17 protein-coding genes are annotated in these 17,766 nt (G+C 71.3%); 7 read left to right on the top strand and 10 right to left on the bottom strand.

What is annotated here, in order from left to right:
* Nucleotides 1–33: 33 nt before the first annotated feature.
* Nucleotides 34–315, top strand: a complete 282-nt coding sequence (locus tag BKA00_RS05575) for a DUF6510 family protein (RefSeq protein ID WP_185023889.1) — start codon at nucleotides 34–36, stop codon at nucleotides 313–315.
* Between the two features lie 10 nt (nucleotides 316–325).
* Nucleotides 326–2,221, top strand: a complete 1,896-nt coding sequence (gene nhaA / locus BKA00_RS05570) for a Na+/H+ antiporter NhaA (RefSeq protein ID WP_185023888.1) — start codon at nucleotides 326–328, stop codon at nucleotides 2,219–2,221.
* A 64-nt stretch (nucleotides 2,222–2,285) separates the two neighbouring features.
* Here nhaA and BKA00_RS05565 read toward each other — a convergent pair whose 3' ends face one another.
* Entirely contained in the window at nucleotides 2,286–3,725 is a 1,440-nt protein-coding gene (locus BKA00_RS05565; RefSeq protein WP_185023887.1) for an MFS transporter, read from the bottom strand.
* 127 nt (nucleotides 3,726–3,852) lie between these two features.
* Here BKA00_RS05565 and BKA00_RS05560 point away from each other — a divergent pair, with 127 nt between their 5' ends.
* Nucleotides 3,853–4,464 carry a TetR/AcrR family transcriptional regulator gene (locus BKA00_RS05560; RefSeq protein ID WP_185023886.1) on the top strand — a complete coding sequence of 204 codons (612 nt, stop codon included), beginning with the start codon at nucleotides 3,853–3,855 and terminating at the stop codon, nucleotides 4,462–4,464.
* A 453-nt stretch (nucleotides 4,465–4,917) separates the two neighbouring features.
* Nucleotides 4,918–5,112, top strand: a complete 195-nt coding sequence (locus BKA00_RS40770; protein ID WP_221493642.1) for a rhodanese-like domain-containing protein — start codon at nucleotides 4,918–4,920, stop codon at nucleotides 5,110–5,112.
* Between the two features lie 537 nt (nucleotides 5,113–5,649).
* On the opposite strand, the gene BKA00_RS05550 is transcribed toward BKA00_RS40770, so the two are convergent.
* From BKA00_RS05550 to BKA00_RS05525, 6 genes are all read right to left on the bottom strand, one after another.
* Nucleotides 5,650–6,639, bottom strand: coding sequence for a M24 family metallopeptidase (locus BKA00_RS05550; protein WP_230298948.1), 990 nt, complete (start codon nucleotides 6,637–6,639; stop codon nucleotides 5,650–5,652).
* Nucleotides 6,636–7,583, bottom strand: a complete 948-nt coding sequence (locus BKA00_RS05545) for an ABC transporter ATP-binding protein (RefSeq protein ID WP_185023885.1) — start codon at nucleotides 7,581–7,583, stop codon at nucleotides 6,636–6,638. The genes BKA00_RS05550 and BKA00_RS05545 overlap by 4 nt, the downstream gene beginning before the upstream one ends.
* The gene (locus BKA00_RS05540; RefSeq protein ID WP_185023884.1) at nucleotides 7,580–8,356 is read right to left on the bottom strand and encodes an ABC transporter ATP-binding protein; all 777 of its coding nucleotides are present in this window, start codon (nucleotides 8,354–8,356) and stop codon (nucleotides 7,580–7,582) included. The genes BKA00_RS05545 and BKA00_RS05540 overlap by 4 nt, the downstream gene beginning before the upstream one ends.
* Nucleotides 8,353–9,198, bottom strand: coding sequence for an ABC transporter permease (locus tag BKA00_RS05535; RefSeq protein WP_179835542.1), 846 nt, complete (start codon nucleotides 9,196–9,198; stop codon nucleotides 8,353–8,355). Before BKA00_RS05535 ends, BKA00_RS05540 begins: the two co-directional genes overlap by 4 nt.
* A complete protein-coding gene (locus BKA00_RS05530) occupies nucleotides 9,195–10,205 on the bottom strand; it encodes an ABC transporter permease (protein ID WP_230298947.1) in 1,011 nt (336 codons plus the stop codon). Before BKA00_RS05530 ends, BKA00_RS05535 begins: the two co-directional genes overlap by 4 nt.
* An 80-nt stretch (nucleotides 10,206–10,285) precedes the next feature.
* Entirely contained in the window at nucleotides 10,286–11,872 is a 1,587-nt protein-coding gene (locus BKA00_RS05525) for an ABC transporter substrate-binding protein (protein WP_185023882.1), read from the bottom strand.
* A gap of 130 nt (nucleotides 11,873–12,002) precedes the next feature.
* Between BKA00_RS05525 and BKA00_RS05520 the strand changes: the two genes are divergently transcribed.
* Nucleotides 12,003–12,623 carry an Lrp/AsnC family transcriptional regulator gene (locus BKA00_RS05520; protein WP_185023881.1) on the top strand — a complete coding sequence of 207 codons (621 nt, stop codon included), beginning with the start codon at nucleotides 12,003–12,005 and terminating at the stop codon, nucleotides 12,621–12,623.
* Here BKA00_RS05520 and BKA00_RS05515 read toward each other — a convergent pair.
* Nucleotides 12,607–12,975: an avidin-fold protein gene (locus BKA00_RS05515; protein ID WP_230298946.1), complete on the bottom strand. Its 369-nt coding sequence runs from the start codon at nucleotides 12,973–12,975 to the stop codon at nucleotides 12,607–12,609. The two genes, BKA00_RS05520 and BKA00_RS05515, sit on opposite strands and share 17 nt — an antisense overlap.
* Nucleotides 12,976–13,362: 387 nt before the next feature.
* Here BKA00_RS05515 and BKA00_RS05510 point away from each other — a divergent pair, with 387 nt between their 5' ends.
* Together BKA00_RS05510 and BKA00_RS05505 are read left to right on the top strand one after the other, a co-directional pair.
* The gene (locus tag BKA00_RS05510) at nucleotides 13,363–14,526 is read left to right on the top strand and encodes an MFS transporter (protein WP_185023880.1); all 1,164 of its coding nucleotides are present in this window, start codon (nucleotides 13,363–13,365) and stop codon (nucleotides 14,524–14,526) included.
* 23 nt (nucleotides 14,527–14,549) lie between these two features.
* The gene (locus tag BKA00_RS05505) at nucleotides 14,550–15,413 is read left to right on the top strand and encodes an alpha/beta fold hydrolase (RefSeq protein WP_185023879.1); all 864 of its coding nucleotides are present in this window, start codon (nucleotides 14,550–14,552) and stop codon (nucleotides 15,411–15,413) included.
* 145 nt (nucleotides 15,414–15,558) lie between these two features.
* Here BKA00_RS05505 and BKA00_RS05500 read toward each other — a convergent pair whose 3' ends face one another.
* Nucleotides 15,559–15,765 (bottom strand): hypothetical protein, encoded by a 207-nt coding sequence (locus tag BKA00_RS05500; RefSeq protein WP_185023878.1) that lies wholly within the window; start codon nucleotides 15,763–15,765, stop codon nucleotides 15,559–15,561.
* Nucleotides 15,766–16,318: 553 nt separating this feature from the next.
* Nucleotides 16,319–17,752, bottom strand: coding sequence for a WGR domain-containing protein (locus BKA00_RS05495; protein ID WP_185023877.1), 1,434 nt, complete (start codon nucleotides 17,750–17,752; stop codon nucleotides 16,319–16,321).
* Nucleotides 17,753–17,766 lie beyond the last annotated feature (14 nt).

Genomic DNA, 17,766 nt, shown 5'->3' with positions numbered 1-17,766 from the left:
CCTCATCGGGAGGGCGCCCCGGGGCGGCGTCCCATGGATCACGTGGACGGCAACGCCCTGGCGGGACCGCTGAGCGAGCTGTTCGCCGTGGATATCACGGCGGCCACCGGCCGCTGCGTCAACTGCGGGCTCACCGGCCCGGTCGCCGAGTTGCGGGTGTACGACCGGGCGCCCGGTCTGGTCGCCCGCTGCCCCGGTTGCGGCCACGTCCTCCTGCGCTACGTCCGGACGCCGGACTCGGCCTGGATCGACCTGACCGGGACGGTCTCCCTGCGCGTCCGGCTGCCGGACGGGGACGAGGAGGGGCGCGGATGAGCGTCCAGCGATGACGGAGCGCCGAGCGGGCCCGCCTTCCGGATCGTTCGCCGACCGGACCGCGTGGGCGCGCAACCTGCGGACGCCGCTGCGGGAGTTCATGCGCACCGAGACGGGCGGCGCCGTGGTCCTGCTGGCCGCGACGCTCGCCGCGCTGGTCTGGGCGAACGCGGACGCGTCCTCCTACGAGCGGGTATGGGAGACGCAGGTGTCCGTCCGGTTCGGCGGCGCCGGCCTCTCCCAGGGGCTGCGGGAGTGGGTCAACAGCGGCCTGATGACGGTGTTCTTCTTCGTGGTCGGGCTCGAAGCGCGCCGCGAGTTCGACATGGGAGAGCTCCGCGACCGGCGGCGGTTCGCGCTGCCGCTGGCCGCCGGGGTCGGCGGGATGGTCGTGCCCGTGGCCGTCTACCTCGCCTTCAACGCGGGCGGTCCGGCCGCCCACGGCTGGGGCATCGCGATGTCGACCGACACCGCTTTCGCGCTGGGCGTGCTCGCGCTGGTCGGACGGAACTTCCCCGCGCGTCTGCGCACGTACCTGCTCACGGCCACCGTCGTGGACGACGTCATCGCGCTCGCGGTGATCGCGACCGTCTACAGCGGCGACGTGGCGCTGCCTCCGCTGCTGCTGGCGGCCGGCATCCTCGCGGTGACCGTGCTGGTGCGCGCCCTCGGGGTGCGGCAGATCCCGGTGTACGTCGTGCTGGGCGTCGCCGCGTGGGCGGCGGTCCAGTCCGCCGGGGTGGAGCCGGTGGTCGTCGGCCTGGTCATGGGACTGCTGACGTACGCCCACCCGGCGGCGCGCGACGACCTGGAGCGCGCCACCGAGGTCTTCCGGCTGTTCCGGGAGCAGCCCACCCCGGAGTTCGCCCGGTCGGCGCGGACCGGGGTGGCTGCGGCGATCTCCCCGAACGAGCGGCTCCAGCTGCTGATCCACCCGTGGACGAGCTATGCGGTCGTGCCGCTGTTCGCGCTGGCCAACGCGGGCGTCACGATCACCGCCGGGTTCCTCGGCCGCGCCTTCACCTCGACGCTGACGCTCGGCATCGTGATCGGCTATGTGGCCGGCAAGCCGCTCGGCATCCTCGGGTCCTCGTGGCTGGTGACCCGGGCGAGCCGGGGCCGGCTGCGTCCGCCGGTCGGCTGGGCCGCGGTCGGCGGCGGCGGCGCGATCGCCGGCATCGGCTTCACGGTGGCCCTGCTGATCGCGACGCTGTCCTTCACCGGTGCGCGGCTGGAGGAGGCCAAGATCGGCGTGCTGTCCGCGGCGCTGGGCGCCACGGTCGTGACCTGGGTCGTCGTCCGCGCGACCGCGCTGCTGCCGCCGCGCAGGCGGTTGCGCGCGCTGCTCGGGACGGCGGAGAGCATCATCGACCTCGCCGCGCCGGTCGAGCCCGAGCGCGACCATGTCCGCGGTCCCGCGAACGCGCCGGTCACCGTGGTCGAGTACGGGGACTTCGAGTGCCCGTACTGCGGACGGGCGGAGTCCGTCGTCCGGGAACTGCTCGCCGACCACGGGGACGTCCGGTACGTGTGGCGCCACCTGCCGCTCAACGACATCCACCCCCAGGCGCAACTCGCGGCCGAGGCCGCCGAGGCGGCCGCCGCGCAGGGCCGGTTCTGGGAGATGCACGACCTGCTGCTCGACCGCCAGGACGCGCTGAGACCCCGGGACCTGGTCCGCTACGCCGGCGACCTCGGCCTCGACGTCGACCGTTTCCGTGCCGACCTGCGCCGGCACACCGGTGCCGGGCGGATCGCCGAAGACGTCGACTCGGCCGACCTGAGCGGCGTCTCCGGAACCCCGACCTTCTTCGTCAACGGACGGCGCCACGTCGGCGCCTACGACATCGCCACCCTCTCCGCGGCGGTCCGGGGCGCCCGCAAACGCGCGGCGGTCGGCTCCTGACACGAGCGCGCCCAGGGGGATGTAGAGGTCCACGTCGACACCGGCTGCCTTCTCGGCCCGAGGCCTAATGGGCGTGCGGGCCCACGGTCATCTGCGGCTTGCCCGGCGGGACCAGCCAGAGGGACACGAGGGCGGCGGCCGCCGCGGTGACGGCGAACACGGTGAACGCGGTGGTGAAGCCGTCGATGGAGGGGACGTCCGCGAGGCCCGTCGCGGCGATGGTGGACGCCACCGCCACGCCGATCGCCGCGCCCAGCTCATGGAAGGTGTTGATCACGCCGGAGGCGAGGCCGGCCTCCGAGTGCTCGACGTGGGCCAGGGCGGAGGTGCTCGCCGCGACGAAGACCGGCCCCACGCCCGCGGCCGCGATCACGATGCCCGGTAGCAGTTCCAGGCCGACTCGGCCGTCCGCCGACAGGCCGGTCAGCAGGCCGGCGCCAGCGGCGACCAGGGCCAGGCCCGCCGCGGCGACGGGGCGCGTGCCGAGGGAACCCACGAGCCGTCCGGCGACATGCGCTCCGACACCGGTCCCGAGTGCGGCCGGCAGGAACAGCAGGCCCGTCTCCAGGGCGCTGATGTCGCGCGCGTGCTGCAGATACTGCGAGCCGAGGAAGAACAGGGAGATGAGCAGTCCGGACGCGACGAGCATGAGGAAGGCTCCGGCGGCCACCGGACGGCGGGCCAGCATGGTCACGTGCATCAGCGGGGCCTTCACCGCGCGCTCGATCCAGCCGAAGGCCCCGTACAGCAGGACGGCGGCGGCCAGCGGGACGAGGGTCCCGGCGGCGGACCAGCCGTCGTCACCGGCGTTGATCATTCCGTAGATGAACGCGGCCGTGGCGGCGGTGACCGTGCCGGCGCCGAGCAGGTCGAGCCGCTGCCCGGAGGGGCGTGCGGAGTGGCCGCGCACCACCATCGGCAGTGTTCCCAGCAGGACGAGCCCGACGGGGACGTTGACGAAGAACACCCATCGCCAGCCGGGTCCGGCGGTGAGGACGCCGCCCAGCAGCACGCCCGAGGCGAAGCCCGCTCCCCCGAGCGCGCCCCAGATGCCGAGAGCCTTGTTGCGTTCAGATCCGTGGAAGGTGGTGGCGACGGTGGACAGCGCCGCCGGCGACAGCAGTGCCGCGCCGACACCCTGCGCGATCCGGCCACCGAGCAGCAGCGCCTCGTTCTGGGCGAGGCCCGTGGCGAGGGAGGCGGTGGTGAAGACGGACAGGCCGACCAACATCGTGCGCCGGGCGCCGAAGGTGTCGGCGAGCCGTCCGCCGAGCAGCATCAGGCCTCCGAAGAACAGCGTGTAGGCCGTGACCGCCCACGTCAGGCCGGTGCGGCTGAGCGCCAGGTCGGTGCCGATGTCGGGGAGCGCCACGTTCACCACCGTGACGTCCAGGATCAGCATGAACTGCGCGACGCTGATCAGCGCGAGCGCGGTCCAGCGTCGCGGATCCGGTGGCGCCGCGGAAGCCGGGGCGTGGTGATGGGTGGACGAACCGTGAGCCATGAGGGGCCTCCAGGCCCGGCGGGCGCCAGGGCGCCGCCGATAAACCGAACAGCTATGTTCGGGTTAACGTATACCCGCCCGGACCTAAAGTGAACGGCGGTGTTCGATTTGACGTAGGCTGTCGGTCATGGGAGGCAGGACGGGCGGCCGGGCGAGGGCGGAGTCGGAGACCGGCGGACGCCGCCGGGCGGACGCCGAACGCAACAGCGCCGCGATCATCACGGCCGCGACGGACCTCTTCGCCCGCGACCCGGACGCGAGCATGACCGACATCGCCCGCGCCGCCGGCGTCGGCAGGGTCACCCTCTACGCGCACTTCTCGTCCAGGGAGGACGTCATCCGGGCCGTCCTCCGGCAGGTGATCGACCAGAGCACGGAGATCCTCGAAGGCGCGCGGAGCGCCGAGGAGCCTCCGGCGGACGCCTTCGCCCACCTCATCCGCACGGCCTGGCCGCTCATCGGCCGTTTCGGCCGCCTGTACAACGCCGCGCGGCGGACGCTTCCGGCCGAGGAGGTCCGGCAGCTGCACGATCCGCCGATGGCGCACGTCCGGGAGCTGATCCTCCAAGGGCGGGAGACCGGAGTGTTCCGCACCGATCTGCCCGTGGAGTGGCTCGTCAGCACCGTCTACGCACTGCTGCACGCCGCGATGGAGGAGGTCTCCGCGCGACGCTTCGACCAGGTCGAGGCCGGCGAGGCCCTCGTGCAGACCCTGCTGGGCGCCCTGCGCGCCGACTAGGTGTTCTCGGCCGCCGCAGAGACCTCGGGGGCGAGGAGTTGCCAGCCGCCTCGCGCTGCCGGCGTTCGTGGGCTCGGCCAAGCCCTGCGGGCCCCGGACAGAACAGTGGCCAAGTCAGGCGAAGCGGCCGGACTCTCCGCCTCCTCGGCAAGGGCGGGGCGGGCGTGGCGGCCCGGACGCTGTCTCCGTACTGAGCACGGATGTGCGCTCTGCCGGTCCCCTGTCAGATGGAGGGCAAGGACACCCGAGCGTTCGAGGTGAGGCAATGAGCAGTTCCGTCCGGCAATTGGTGACCCGCGCACGAGACGAGGTGTGCAACATGTCGGTGCCGGAGGTCGCCGGCGCGCTGGAAGGCGGCGGGGTGACGCTCGTCGATCTCCGTGAGCCCGATGAGGTCCGGCGCGAGGGCGCCATCCCGGGCGCGGTACCGGCGCCCCGCGGAATGCTGGAGTTCTGGGCGGACCCCGCCAGTCCGTACCACCGCGAGGAGTTCGTCCCCTCCGCGCGGACGATCCGGGCGGCAGGTCGGCGCTGGCCGCGCAGACGCTGCAGGCGCTCGGCTACACCGACGTCGCACACCTCGACGGCGGACTGGCCGCGTGGAAGGAGCAGGGGCGGCCAGTCACCTTCGCGGCGGAAGGGCCATGAACGGGAGCGGATTCCTCGCCGCCCCTCCCCTGACCGGCGAGGCGCAGGGCATGTTCGACGAGGACATCGCCGCTTCCGGTCACGTCATGAACACCTCCAGGCTGTGGGGCCACCGGCCCGACCTCTACGCCCGGCTCTTCGAGCTGCTCCGGGAGGCCGGCACGGCGGCCGGGCTGGGCTTCCGCGAACGCGGCGTCCTCATCGCCGCGTGCGCTTCGGCCGCCGGCGACTCCTACTGCGCACTGGCCTGGGGGTCCCGGCTGGCCGAGGCGAGCGACGCGGACACGGCTGCCGCCGTGCTCCGCCGCGCCGACGCCGGGCCGACCGCCCGGTCCGTTCCGACACGTGCAGGGCATCGGCGATCTCCTGGTTGTGCAGTCGGTCCCCGACGAGCCAGAAGACCTCCAGCTCACGGGGCGTCACCCCCGCCGCCCGCAGTTCGTCCGGATCCGATCCCACCCTCGGAGCATCCCGTCATCAGCGGCCGAGTCCACACGGGTCACCGCGGCCGTACGGGCACCAGGGACCCGAGAGCCGTCAGCGGTCGGTGACGATGAGCAGGCGCGGGCTCTGGTTCAGGCGGCGGGCTCCGATGTCGGTGCAGACGACGACGTCCTCGATCCGCGCGCCGTACAGCCCCGGAAGGTAGATGGCGGGCTGGACGGACATGGTCATGCCGGGCTCGATGACGGTCCGGTCCGCCGAGGTCAGGTAGGGCGGTTCGAACTGGTCGAGGCCGACGCCGTGGCCCGTCCGGTGGACGAAGAAGTCCCCGTACCCGCTGGCCGCGATGGCGGTGCGGCAGACCTCGTCGATCTCTGCGGCGGTGACGCCGGGGCGCACCGCCTCGCAGGCGGCGCTGTGGACGGCGAGCACGACGGAGTACATGGCCTCGAAGTCCTCGGGCGGCTCCGCCACGACGAACATCCGGGTGATGTCGGAGCAGTAGCCCTCGTGCCGTCCGCCGATGTTGACCAGGACCGCGTCGCCCGGGTTGATCACCCGTTCGGTGGGCCGGTGGTACGGGGCGGCGGAGTGCTCCCCCGCCGCGACGGTGACGAGCGTGACCTCGTCGTGGCCGGTCTCCAGCAGCAGCACGCGCAGCAGCCGCGCCATCTCCCGTTCGGTGGTGCCGGACCAGCGCAGTTCGGCGGCCATCGCCACGGCCCGGTCGGCGGCGACGGCCGCGCGCTCCATGGCCGCGATCTCCGCGTCGGACTTGCGCATCCGGAGCGGCGCGAGGAGCGGCTCCGCCGAGGCGAACAGGGTCTGCGGGCCGAGCCGCTCCTGGATCGACAGCAGTTCGCGCGCCGGCATCTGGGGGTCGATGGCGACCCGCGCGCCCTTCGGGATGAGGGGCGACGCGTCGCGGACGTGCTCGGGCGGCCCGTCCGGCGTGATGACGAGGAAGCCGTGCCGCGCCGAGTCGGCCAGGTACCGCAGGTTCGAGGAGGGCCGCAGGACGAGGACGTCCACCCCGTGCTCGATCATGCGGGCCCGCACCCGCTCCATGCGATCGTCGCTCATTCCGGCGCCGAGTCGTAGAGCCAGCAGGCCACCCCGCGCTCCTGTACCGGTTCGCGCTTCGAGCAGACGTCCATGGCGTGGGGACAGCGCGGGTGGAACCGGCAGCCGGACGGCGGCGCCGCGGGGTCCGGCACGTCGCCGGGCAGCTCGGCGGGAAGCGTGCCCGCACCGTCCGGCGAGGGGATGGCCGCCAGCAGGGCCCGGGTGTAGGGGTGCTGCGGGTCGGCCCAGACCTCGGCGGTACGGCCGATCTCGACGATCTTGCCCAGGTACATGACCGCGATCCGGTCCGCGATCATCCGGACGACCGACAGGTCATGGCTGATGAAGAGCAGCCCCGCCCCCGACTCGACGGTCAGCGACCGCATCAGCCCCGCGACCTGCGCCTGGGCGGAGGCGTCCAGCGCGGAGATCGGCTCGTCGCCGATCAGCAGGGAGGGGCGGGCGGCCAGGGCGCGGGCGATGGCGATGCGCTGCCGCTGCCCGCCGGAGAACTCGTGCGGGTAGCGGGCGGCCATGTCGGCCGACAGCCCGACCCGTTCCAGCAGCTCGCCCGGGGTCGGGCCGCCGCGCCGGCCGTCGGCGATCTGGCCGCCGACCCGGCGGCGCGGGTTCAGCGACGCGAACGGGTCCTGGAACACCATCTGGATGCGGGTCAGCGCGGGATCGCGGCGGCGCAGGCCGAGCGGCGTCACCGGGCGCCCCTCGAACCCGATGGAGCCGCTGGACGGCCGGACGATCCCGCAGATGGCGCGGGCCAGCGTGGACTTCCCGCAGCCCGACTCGCCGACCAGGCCGACGACCTCCCCGGGCGCGACGGACAGGTCGACGCCCGCCACCGCCCGGACGGGGGGCCGGTCCGGGCTGCGATGGTCCACCACCAGGTTCTCGACGGCCAGCAGCGATGAGGCGGGCGCCGGCTCGGCGCCGTCCAGCAGTTTCATGAGGTGCTCCGCTCCGGCAGCGCGTCCAGCAGCATTCGGGTGTACTGGTCGGCGGGCTCGCGCATGACCTGGGCACGCGCGCCGGTCTCGACCAGCAGGCCCGCCCGCATCACGCTGATCGTGTCGGCCACCGCGGACATGACGCCCAGGTCGTGGGTGACCAGCAGGACGGCGAGTCCGAGCTCGTCGCACAGGCCGCGCAGCAGGCGCAGCACGCCGGCCTGGACGGTCACGTCGAGCGCGGTGGTCGGCTCGTCCGCGATCAGGACCTTGGGGTCGCAGGCCAGTGCGGCCGCGATCGCGATGCGCTGGCGCATGCCGCCCGAGAACTGGTGGGGGTACCGCCGCAGCGCGCCGTCGGCGTCCGGGATGCGCACCCTCGTCAGCAGTTCGACCGCACGGCGGCGCGCCTCGGCCTTGTCCAGCTCCAGGTGGTGGCGCATGTGGTCGGTGAGCTGGTGGCCGATCGAGAGCATGGGGTGCAGGCTCGTCGACTGGTCCTGGAACACCATGCCGATCTCGCTGCCGCGCAGCGCGTTCATCTTCTTGGACGGGAGGGACAGCAGGTCGGTCCCGTCGAAGAGGATTCGCCCGCCGGTACGCGCGCCGTGCGGGAGCAGTCCCATGACGGCCAGCCCGGTCATGGTCTTCCCGGAGCCGCTCTCGCCCGCCAGCCCGTGGATCCGCCCCGGTTCCAGTGCGAGGTCGATCCTCCGGATGATCTCCCGTCCCCCGAGCTCGACGGTGAGCCCCTCGATGTCCAGTACGGTCACAGCGCCCGCTCCTTGATCGCCCGTGCGGTGCGCGGGTCGAGCGCGTCCCGCATCGTGTCACCGAGGAAGTTGAAGGCCAGCACCACCGTCAGGATGGCCAGGCCGGGGAACACGCCGACCCACCACTTGTCGAACACGTGCGTGGCCGACGCCACCATGGAGCCCCACTCGGCGGTGGGCGGCTTGGCGCCGAGCCCCAGGAACGACAGTCCCGACAGCAGCAGGAGCTGGGTGCCGATGTCGAGGGTGGCCAGCACCAGGACCGGGCCGGTCACGTTCGGCAGCACGTCGGTGCGCAGCGAGCGCCACGCGGAGAACCCGAGCAGCCGCCCGCTGATCACGAACTCGCGGGACCGGACGCCGAGCACCAGTCCGCGGGTGACCCGGGCGTACGCGGGCCAGGACACGACGAGGACGGCCAGCACCGCGTTGCGCAGGCTCGCGCCGAGCGAGGCGGCCACGGCCATCGCGAGGATGACGGTCGGGAACGCGAACACCAGGTCCGCCACCCGCATGATCGTCTCGTCCAGCCAGCGGCCGAAGTAGCCGGCGCACGCCCCCAGCAGCCCGCCGATGACGACGGACATCACGACCAGCAGCAGGGTGAGGGGGATGGACAGGCGCGCGCCGTACAGCACCCGGCTGAGGACGTCGCGGCCGAGTTCGTCGGTGCCGAACCAGTGCGCTCCGCTCGGCGCCTGGAGCCGCGGGAAGGCCTGGCTCAGCGGGTCGTGCGGCGCGAGCAGCGGCGCGGCGAGCACCACGACCAGCCATGCCGCCGCGATGACGAGGCCGACGACGGCGAGCGGCTTGCGCCACGCCTCCGGCACCCTGCGGCTCACGTGTGCCTCACTCTTGGGTCGATGACGCCGTACAGCATGTCCACCACCAGGTTGACCACCACGTAGATCACGCCGACCACGAGACCGACGCCCATTACCGCGGGCAGGTCGAGGGTGGTCGCGCTCTTGTACGCGTACTCGCCGATGCCGGGCCAGGCGTAGATCGCCTCGACGAGCACCGTGCCGGACAGCAGGCTTCCGAAGGCCAGCCCCGCCACCGTGATGACCGGCACCAGCGCGGCGCGCAGCGTGTACCGGAAGAGGACGGTGCGGCCGGGCAGACCCTTGGCTCTGGCGGCCCGCACGTAGTCCTGGCCGAGCACCTCCAGCACGGCCGACCGCGTGAACCTCGTGAGCAGGCCGATCGTGTACGCGGCGAGCACCAGCGCGGGCAGCACGAGGTGGCCGGCGGCGCTGGCGAAGACGTCCCACTGGCCGGCGAGCGCCGCGTCCACCGTGTACAGGCCGGTGGTCCGCGGAGGAGGCGACATCGTCGGGGAGAGCCTGCCGGAGCCCGGCGCGAGCCCGAACTTGAAGAAGAACAGGTAGAAGGCCAGCAGCGCCAGCCAGAACGTCGGCACCGAGACGCCGGCCAGGCTGGTCACCCGCAGGAACTGGTCCACGAGCCGGTCCCGGCGCAGCGCGGCGATCACTCCGAACGCGACGCCGACCAGCAGCGACACCAGCAGCGCCGTGCCGGCCAGCTCGAACGTCGCGGGGACGAACTCCCGCAGGTCGTCGGCGACCGGCCGGTGGCTCTGCTGCGACTCGCCGAGGTCCCCGCGGACGAGGTCGCCCATGTAGGTCGCGTACTGCACCGGCAGCGGCTTGTCGAGGCCGTGCTCCTCCCGGAACTGCTGGACGATCGCCGGGTTGGAGAGCGCCTGCTGGCCGAGGTTCGCGGTGGCCGGGTCACCGGGCACCATGTTGGTCAGGACGAAGGTGACCAGGGTGACGCCGACGGCGAGCAGTACGGAGACCGCCAGGCGCCGGGCCAGGAATCGCATCAGCGGATGCCGCGACCACCACCGGGCGCCGGGTGGCCGGCGGCCTTCGGGCGTCCGCTCGTCCGACGGGTGAGGGGACTTCATTTGCTGCCGAGCGCCGCGATCTCGAAGGTCCACACCGGGTTGACCGCCAGGCCGGTCAGCGATCCGGCGGTGACCAGGCGCTGGCTCGGCTGCATCAGCGGCACGATCGGGCCGCGCGCGTTCAGCTGGGTCTGGATCTGGTGGTACTGGGCGAACCGGTCATCGCCGATGGTGCTCGCGGCCTTGGCGCCGGCGTCCTCCAGTGCCTTGTCCGAGCCCTTCTTCCAGCCGGCGCGCTCGCCGATCAGGCCGCCGGGCAGGAAGGCGAGGTAGTTGCTGGCGTCCGGGTAGTCGGGGCTCCACCACCACAGGCCCATCTCCTCCTTGCCGTCGCGGTAGCTCTCCAGCGCGGTCGCGATCGGCGCGGGGGCGAGGTCGACGGTGATGCCGACCTCCTTCAGGTTGGCCTGGATGCGCTCGGCCAGCGGCTGGAAGGACAGGCCGTTGAGCGTGAAGTCGCTGGGGAACTCCAGCTTGACCCTGGGGTTCGTGATCCCGCCGGCGGCGAGCGCCGCCTTGGCGCCGGCGACGTCGCGCCTGGGCGCCTGCGCCGCGGGCAGCGAGCCGTTGATCATGGACGGGACGATGCCGGCCGCCTGGACCGAGCCCTCGCCGGCGAGTTCCAGGAGCCCCGGGTAGTCCACGCCCTTGCTGACGGCCTCGGTGAACCGGGGATTGGAGGTGATCTTGCTGACGGACGGGTTCCGGTTGGTCAGCAGGAAGAACACGTTGGCGGACGCGCCCTTGACGGTCTGCGTGCCGCCGCCGATGCCCTGGGCCTGGTCGGCCGTCAGGTCCACCGCGATCTGGCTGTCCCCGCGCTGGACGTTCAGCTTCTGGGTCTGCGACTGGACGTTGCGCAGCACGACGCGCTTGTAGACCGGCTTGGTGGCGCCCCAGTACTTGGGGTTGGCCTTGAGCACGACCTGCGTGGCGGCGTTGAAGGACTCCAGCATGTACGGGCCGGATCCGGCCGACTGGCCGTTCAGGTACTTCTCCGCCTTGTCGGCGGGGCTCGCGGCACCGCCGTTGGCCTTGACGACCTTGGAGTTCAGGATGCCGAGCGCCGGGTTCGGCAGGATGAACGGCAGCGACGGGTTGGGCTTGGCCGACACCAGGGTGATGGTCTTGTCGTCGGTCTTCTCGACCGTCACGCCTTCGAGCAGGAACGACGGGTTGCCCTTGAGGTCGCGGACCCGGTCGAGCGAGAACACCACGTCGTCGGCGGTCACGGGGCTGCCGTCGGAGAAGACCGCGTCCTGGCGCAGCTTGAGGGTGAGCTTCTTGCCGTCCTTGGACAGCTCGTACGACTCCGCCAGCGCCGGCACCGGCGTGCTGACGTCGGAGCCCTTGAAGCTGAGCAGCGTGTCGTAGAGGGCCCGGTCGACGAGCAGGCCGGTCTGCTCGTACATCCGTCCCGGGTCCGCGGTCTTGAGGTTGAACGAGGTGTCGATGACCAGGGCCTTGCCGGCCCCGGACGACGAGGACGTCCCGTCCCCGCCCGAGCAGGCGGTCAGGCTGAGTGCTGCGGCCACGAGGACGGGCAACGCCGCCCACCGTGTGGTTCCACTCGTGATCGGCATCGTGGCCTCCGGGGCTCCGTCAGGTCGGTTCTCTGCGTCTGGACGACGAAGTCCGATAGTGCGAGACTTCCGGCGGAACGTCTACGCAACCAGTGAAAGTCAAGATAAAGCGAGAGAAGGACACGGATTCATGGTCAAACCGTCGCACGGACCACCTCAAAGGGGGGCCGAACCTGGACAGATCCGCACCGAGCTGGACTCGATCAACCTGAAGATGCTGGAGGTCCTGCGCCAGGACGGCCGGATCTCCATCGCGGCCCTCGCCCAGCGGGTCGGCATCTCCCGGGCCAACGCCTACATGCGCTTCGAGGCGCTCCGCGCCAGCGGCGTGATCAGCCGGTTCACCGTGCAGGTCGACCCGGTCCGCACCGGCCTCGGCATCTGCGCACTGATCTTCGTCACCGTCCGGCAGCAGATGTGGCCGCAGTTCCGCGCCCAGCTGTCGCTGATGCCCGAGGTCGAGTACTGCGCGATCACCACCGGCCAGCACGACGCGATGATCCAGGTCCGGGCCACCGATGTCGCCGCCGTGCACCGCCTGGTCTCCGAGAGGCTGGCCGGCATCCCGGCCGTGAAGGCCACCGAGACGGTCCTCATCCTCGACGAGGTGATCCGCCGTCCGTTCGTGCTGCCGTCCGACTACGCCCCGGCGAAGCCGGAGGCCGAGCCCGGCCCCGGCCCGGTCGCCCTGGGACGGATGCGCTTCATCCGCGCGGACGCCGGGCGGGCCGAGCTCAAAGACCTTCCCTGACGATCTCCTCGCAGACGCTGACCTGGGGCGTGTCGTCCCCGTCGAACCGGAACTCCTCCACCAGCCGGATCCGGCCGTCCTGCAGCAGTTCGATCCGGTTCGTGCTGGAGCCGGCGACCGGATCCGCGCTCCGCTTGGTCAGATGCACGTAGTTCAGCCGGACCTCGGCTCCGCGCCGGGCCCCCACGAACCGTCCGTGGACCACGGTGTCGCCCTCGTAACTGCCCCACACCACGCCGTCGGCCTCCGTGTAGGCGAACAGCGTGGGCGCGTCAGGGTCCACACGGCTCGCGGTGGAGCTGACCATCGCGAACCGGCGGCCATCCAGATCAAAGAGATCATTCTCGTTCACGCTGTCATCGTGCCCGGTTCCGCGGCTCGCGCAATCGCGCCTGAACGCATCGTCGCGGAACCGCGCACCCGATGGACGAACCGTCCGCGATACCCGGCCGTCACGCCAATCCGTCTCGGACCGTCGCGTCCGGGCCGCGCCGCCGCGCCGCCCGCGGACACGTCCCGGACATCCGCGGTGACCTGACCACTGGCCGAGGACCTGGCCAGACCCAGTCGCCGGTGCGGACCGGCCACCGCATGTCGACCAGGCCCGGGGCAACCGCTCACCGGTCAGAGGTCTGCGCACCATGGCTCCATTCTAACCCCTGTAGCTGCTTTGACAGGTTAGATTCTCTATGCCATCTTTCTAACCGTTAAAAGTCGGCGAGTCGGTTAGGGGACAGAGATGCGGCGAGATCGCGTGGTGTGGGCGGTGCTCGCGGGGCAGGCGGTCTCCTTCGGCCTGAACTTCTCGGCAGGCGTCTTCTTCGCGCCGGCCGCCGCCTCCTACGGGCTGTCCGCCGCGACGCCGGCGATCGCCGCCGGAATCGCCATCGCGTTGACCGGCCTGGCGCAGCCGCTGGTGGGTTCGCTGCTCGACCGGGTGGGAGCGAGACCGGTCCTCCTGACCGGGCTGACTCTGATCTCCAGCGGCTACGTGGCGATGGCGGCCGTCCGGCAGGCCTGGCAGTTCGTCGCCGCCTACGTGGTCCTCGGCGGCCTGGGCTTCGCGGCCTCCTCCAGCCTGGCCGTCACCGCGCTGATCGCCCACCGGTACGGCGACAGGGCGGGTCCGGCCCTGGCCCGCGCCTCGGTGGGCATCAACCTCGGCCAACTGCTCGCCCCACTGGCCGCGACCATGCTCCTGGAGCCGGCCGGGGTACGGGCGACATACCTGGCGCTCGGCCTCACCGGCCTGGTGGTCACCGCCGCGCTGGCGACGGTCCTGCCCCGGGACGGCCGCGGACGGAACGGCCCCGCGCCGGTCGCCGCCACCGCCCTGCGCGGCAGAGGCCGCGTGCTGACGTCCTTCGGCCTGCACTCGGCATCGCTGTACATGCTGGTCCTTCTGCTGCCCAAGTACGCGACCGAACTGGGCTGGTCGGCCGCGCACGCCGGACGGCTGATCATGCTCAGCGCTCTTACCGCGGGGCTCACCTCACTGGCCACCGCTCGGCTGCTGGGCCCGTTCGGCCCCGAGCCGCTCCTGCGCACGCTGCACCTGGTCCGAGCCGTGGCGCTGGTGCTGGCGGCCACGGCCACCGAGCCCGCCGTCCTCATCGCGGTGGCGGTGATCTTCGGGACGGCATCCTTCACGGTGATCCCGCTGACCATGACGCTGCTGACCCGCGGTCTCGACCGGGCCCGGCTCGGTCGGACGCTGGCCCCGGCATGGCTGATCCACCAGCTCTCGGCCGGTGCCGCGCTCGCCGTGGCCGCCGCCGTCCACGCCCTGTCCGGCAGCTACCGGGGCGGCTTCGCCCTCGGTGTGCTGCTCAGCCTCGCCGCCGCGGCGCTGATCGCGCCCGCGGCCCCCAAGCCCGTGGCGACCGCCACGCAATCCCGCTGAACACCGCGAAAGGAAACAGCACAGTGACCACCCGGCACCACACCATCGGCATTCAGGGCCTCGACGTCTTCTACCGGGAGGCGGGCGACCCGGCGAACCCCACGCTGGTACTCCTGCACGGCTTTCCCAGCAGCTCGGCCATGTTCCGCAACCTCCTGCGCGACCTCGCCGACGACTACCACCTGATCGCCCCCGACCACATCGGCTTCGGCCAGTCGGCGACGCCCCCGGTCGACGAGTTCGACTACGGCTTCGAGAAGCTCACCGAGATCACACTGGAGCTGCTGGACACGCTGGGCCTGGACCGCTTCGCCCTCTACATCCAGGACTACGGCGCACCGATCGGGCTGCGCATCGCCAGTCGGCACCCGGAACGCATCACCGCGATCATCTCCCAGAGCGGCAACGCCTACATGGAGGGCTTCACCCCGTTCTGGGACGTCCTGTTCGCGCACGCCAAGGACCGCCGGACCAACGAACCCGCCGTCCGTGAACTGCTGGAGCCGGACGCCACCAGGTGGCAGTACACGCACGGGGTGCCCGCCGACCGGGCGGACCGGCTGTCCCCCGACACCTGGACCCTCGACCAGGCCTACCTCGACCGTCCCGGCAACAAGGAGATCCAACTCCAGCTTTTCTGGGACTACCAGTTCAACCTCGACGGCTACCCGGCCTTCCAGGAGTACTTCCGCACCCACCGCCCGCCGGTGCTGGTCACCTGGGGCGGCAACGATGAGATCTTCGGCCCCGACGGCGCCCGCGCCTACGCCCGGGACCTGCCCGACGCCGAGATCCACATCCTCGACGCGGGTCACTTCGCGCTCGAGACCCACGGCCCCGAGATCGCCTCCCGCATCCGCGACTTCCTCAGCCGCACCCTGCGCTGACACGGAGCCGATGACCTGGGCGAACCGACCGCCACCACTGCCGATAAAGGCCGCTCCCCCAACAAGGCAAGAGAACGGGGCCGCGCACCTAGGTGCGCGGACCCCATTCCGTGTTCTCACTCCAGGCGTCAAGCCCGGAGCGCGGTTAGGACTTCTTCCTCTTCTTGGCGACGGCACCGGAGAGCGCCGCCACGGCCACGACGAAGACGATGAAGCCGCCCCAGGAAGGGAAGATCCCCACGGCAGCGTTCCAGATCACGTCGAACCCGACCTCAGCGATCACGAGCAGGAAGAACCCGATCGCGGCGAACCGGAGGAACAGGTACAGGAAGGCGCGCACAAGTCCGAGCAAGAGCCGGACTCCTTTCATCTGGTTTTTTCCGAGGTGTGGCTCTGATGAGGCACCCCGCGAGACGCTCGGAACGAGACGATCTCACTGCTTGACCGTCCACAGGGGACCGCGAGAGGCAAGGAGTTCGCGGCCGCCGGTGACCGGAGCGAGCCCTGGCGCGCAGCCGTCGGCATCCGGGCGGGCCGACTCCTCGGACCGGGAGGCGGCGCGCTCACTCTCGGACCATTGCCTGGCGCCTCGGAGAACACGAGCGGCCCCGCCTCACTGGCGGGGCCGCTTTCCACTCCTGGGCCACCATCGTCCCGGCGCCCACCGGACCAGTCGCGCTCGAAACTGTTGAGGAACTGCTCCCCCACGCCGTTCGGGACGTGAGCTTTCTCGGTTGATGCTCAACGCCCTGTACAGCCAGCGTTACGCATCGCCAGTTACGGCGCAAGACGATTGCGGAACGTCCCGATTCTGCTTCTCGAACGGCTGGCCGTAGTCGCTCGGCGAGATTCGCCACGACCGCGGAAAATCCAGGAACGACATACGCACTGACCTCGGATGCGCGTCAGAGGAGACGTCTGATCTCGCCGTAGGTCCGGTAGAAGCCGCCCCGCCCGGACGTGCGGACGCCTTCGACCGCGTAGCGGGCGCCGGGTTGGCGGATCTCTTTGGGGAACTGCACGTTCCACCCTTGCTCGTAGCCCTCGCTGATGACCCGCACGCGGTACCGGGTGCCGTCCTGGTAGCACTCCAGGATGACGGCGTCACCGGGCTGGGAGGTGGTTTCGAGTACCGCCGCCGGCTCGGCCGTCGGCAGCGACGCGGCGACCTTCACATCAACGGGCTTGGGGACCGACCCCTGCTGGGCCGCGTGGATGGCCGTTTCGGAGGCGTCGATGCACACCAGCGAGCCGTCGGTGGTGACGATGTAGACCCGCTCGTCCAGGAACTGCATCGAGTAGGCGGAGCCGTGCCCCGTTCCGAGTTTCCACAGCCGGGTGCCGTCCTCGTCGAAGCAGTAGACGGAGGAGTGGTTGTCGCCGGCGAACACATAACGCCCGTCCGGCGAGGCCGCGCAGGAGAAAACGGCGGCGTCGCAGCGGTACACCGCTTCGACGTCACCGTTGCTTTTAGCCAGCCGGTAGACGTTGTTATTGCTGGTAGCTGCGTACACGGAACGGTTTTCCTGCCAGCCGAACAGGACGCTGCCGCCGACCGGCGCATTCCAGACCGGCCTGCCGTCGGCGGCCGAATAACAGGCCACACCGCGTGAATGGCCGTGGAAGACGGCGTTGCTTCCGGCATCGCACCGCACCATCCAGGCGGAGTCGCCGTCGACGTCGCGTGACCACTGGTACTCGTCTTCGTGGTCGACGGCGGTGACCCGGCCGTTGCGGTCGGACACTCCGAGGATGGCGTCGTCGATGTCCAGCCAGTAGATGTCGACGTCGGCGGAGATCTCGTACGCCACGTGCGGGACCTTGCCGCTCATGTCGTACACCCTGCCGTCGTCACAGCCGGCGTAGATCCAGAAGTCGTCGGCGACGATGCACTTCACCCCGGCGGGCAGGCGGTAGTGGCCGGTCACGGTGCCGTCGCCGGTGACGGTGTACACGTCGCCGTTCTGGTTGCCGACCCAGCACCGGTCCTGGTCGACGAAGATGCCGAACGCGGCGGCGCCGGTCGCCAACCGCCACAGCACCGGCGCCTGGCGCGCGGTCGACCTGCTGCTGACCATGGGGCGCCTGCTGACCGGGCGGGCCTGCCGTACGCCCCGCACCGCCGGCGCGTAGCCCTTCCTGGCCTTTTCCGCGATCTTCTTGGCGGCCGCCGCGTCGGCTTTGGCCTCGGTCGCGAAATCGGACACCTTCGTCTGGCCGGAACTGCCGATCCGTCCGTAGGTAATGGTGACTCGAGTGCCGGAACGGACCACCTCGTAGAACTTGTGCGCGGTGGCGTTGTCCTCGGACAACTCAAGGTACGTGCGGTGCTCCGCCATTCCAGCCTCTCGAT

Source organism: Actinomadura coerulea (genome assembly GCF_014208105.1).
In the GTDB taxonomy this organism is placed as follows: domain Bacteria; phylum Actinomycetota; class Actinomycetes; order Streptosporangiales; family Streptosporangiaceae; genus Spirillospora; species Spirillospora coerulea.
The sequence above is the reverse complement of the archived record's forward strand: the minus strand, read 5'-3'. Positions and strand labels throughout refer to the sequence as shown.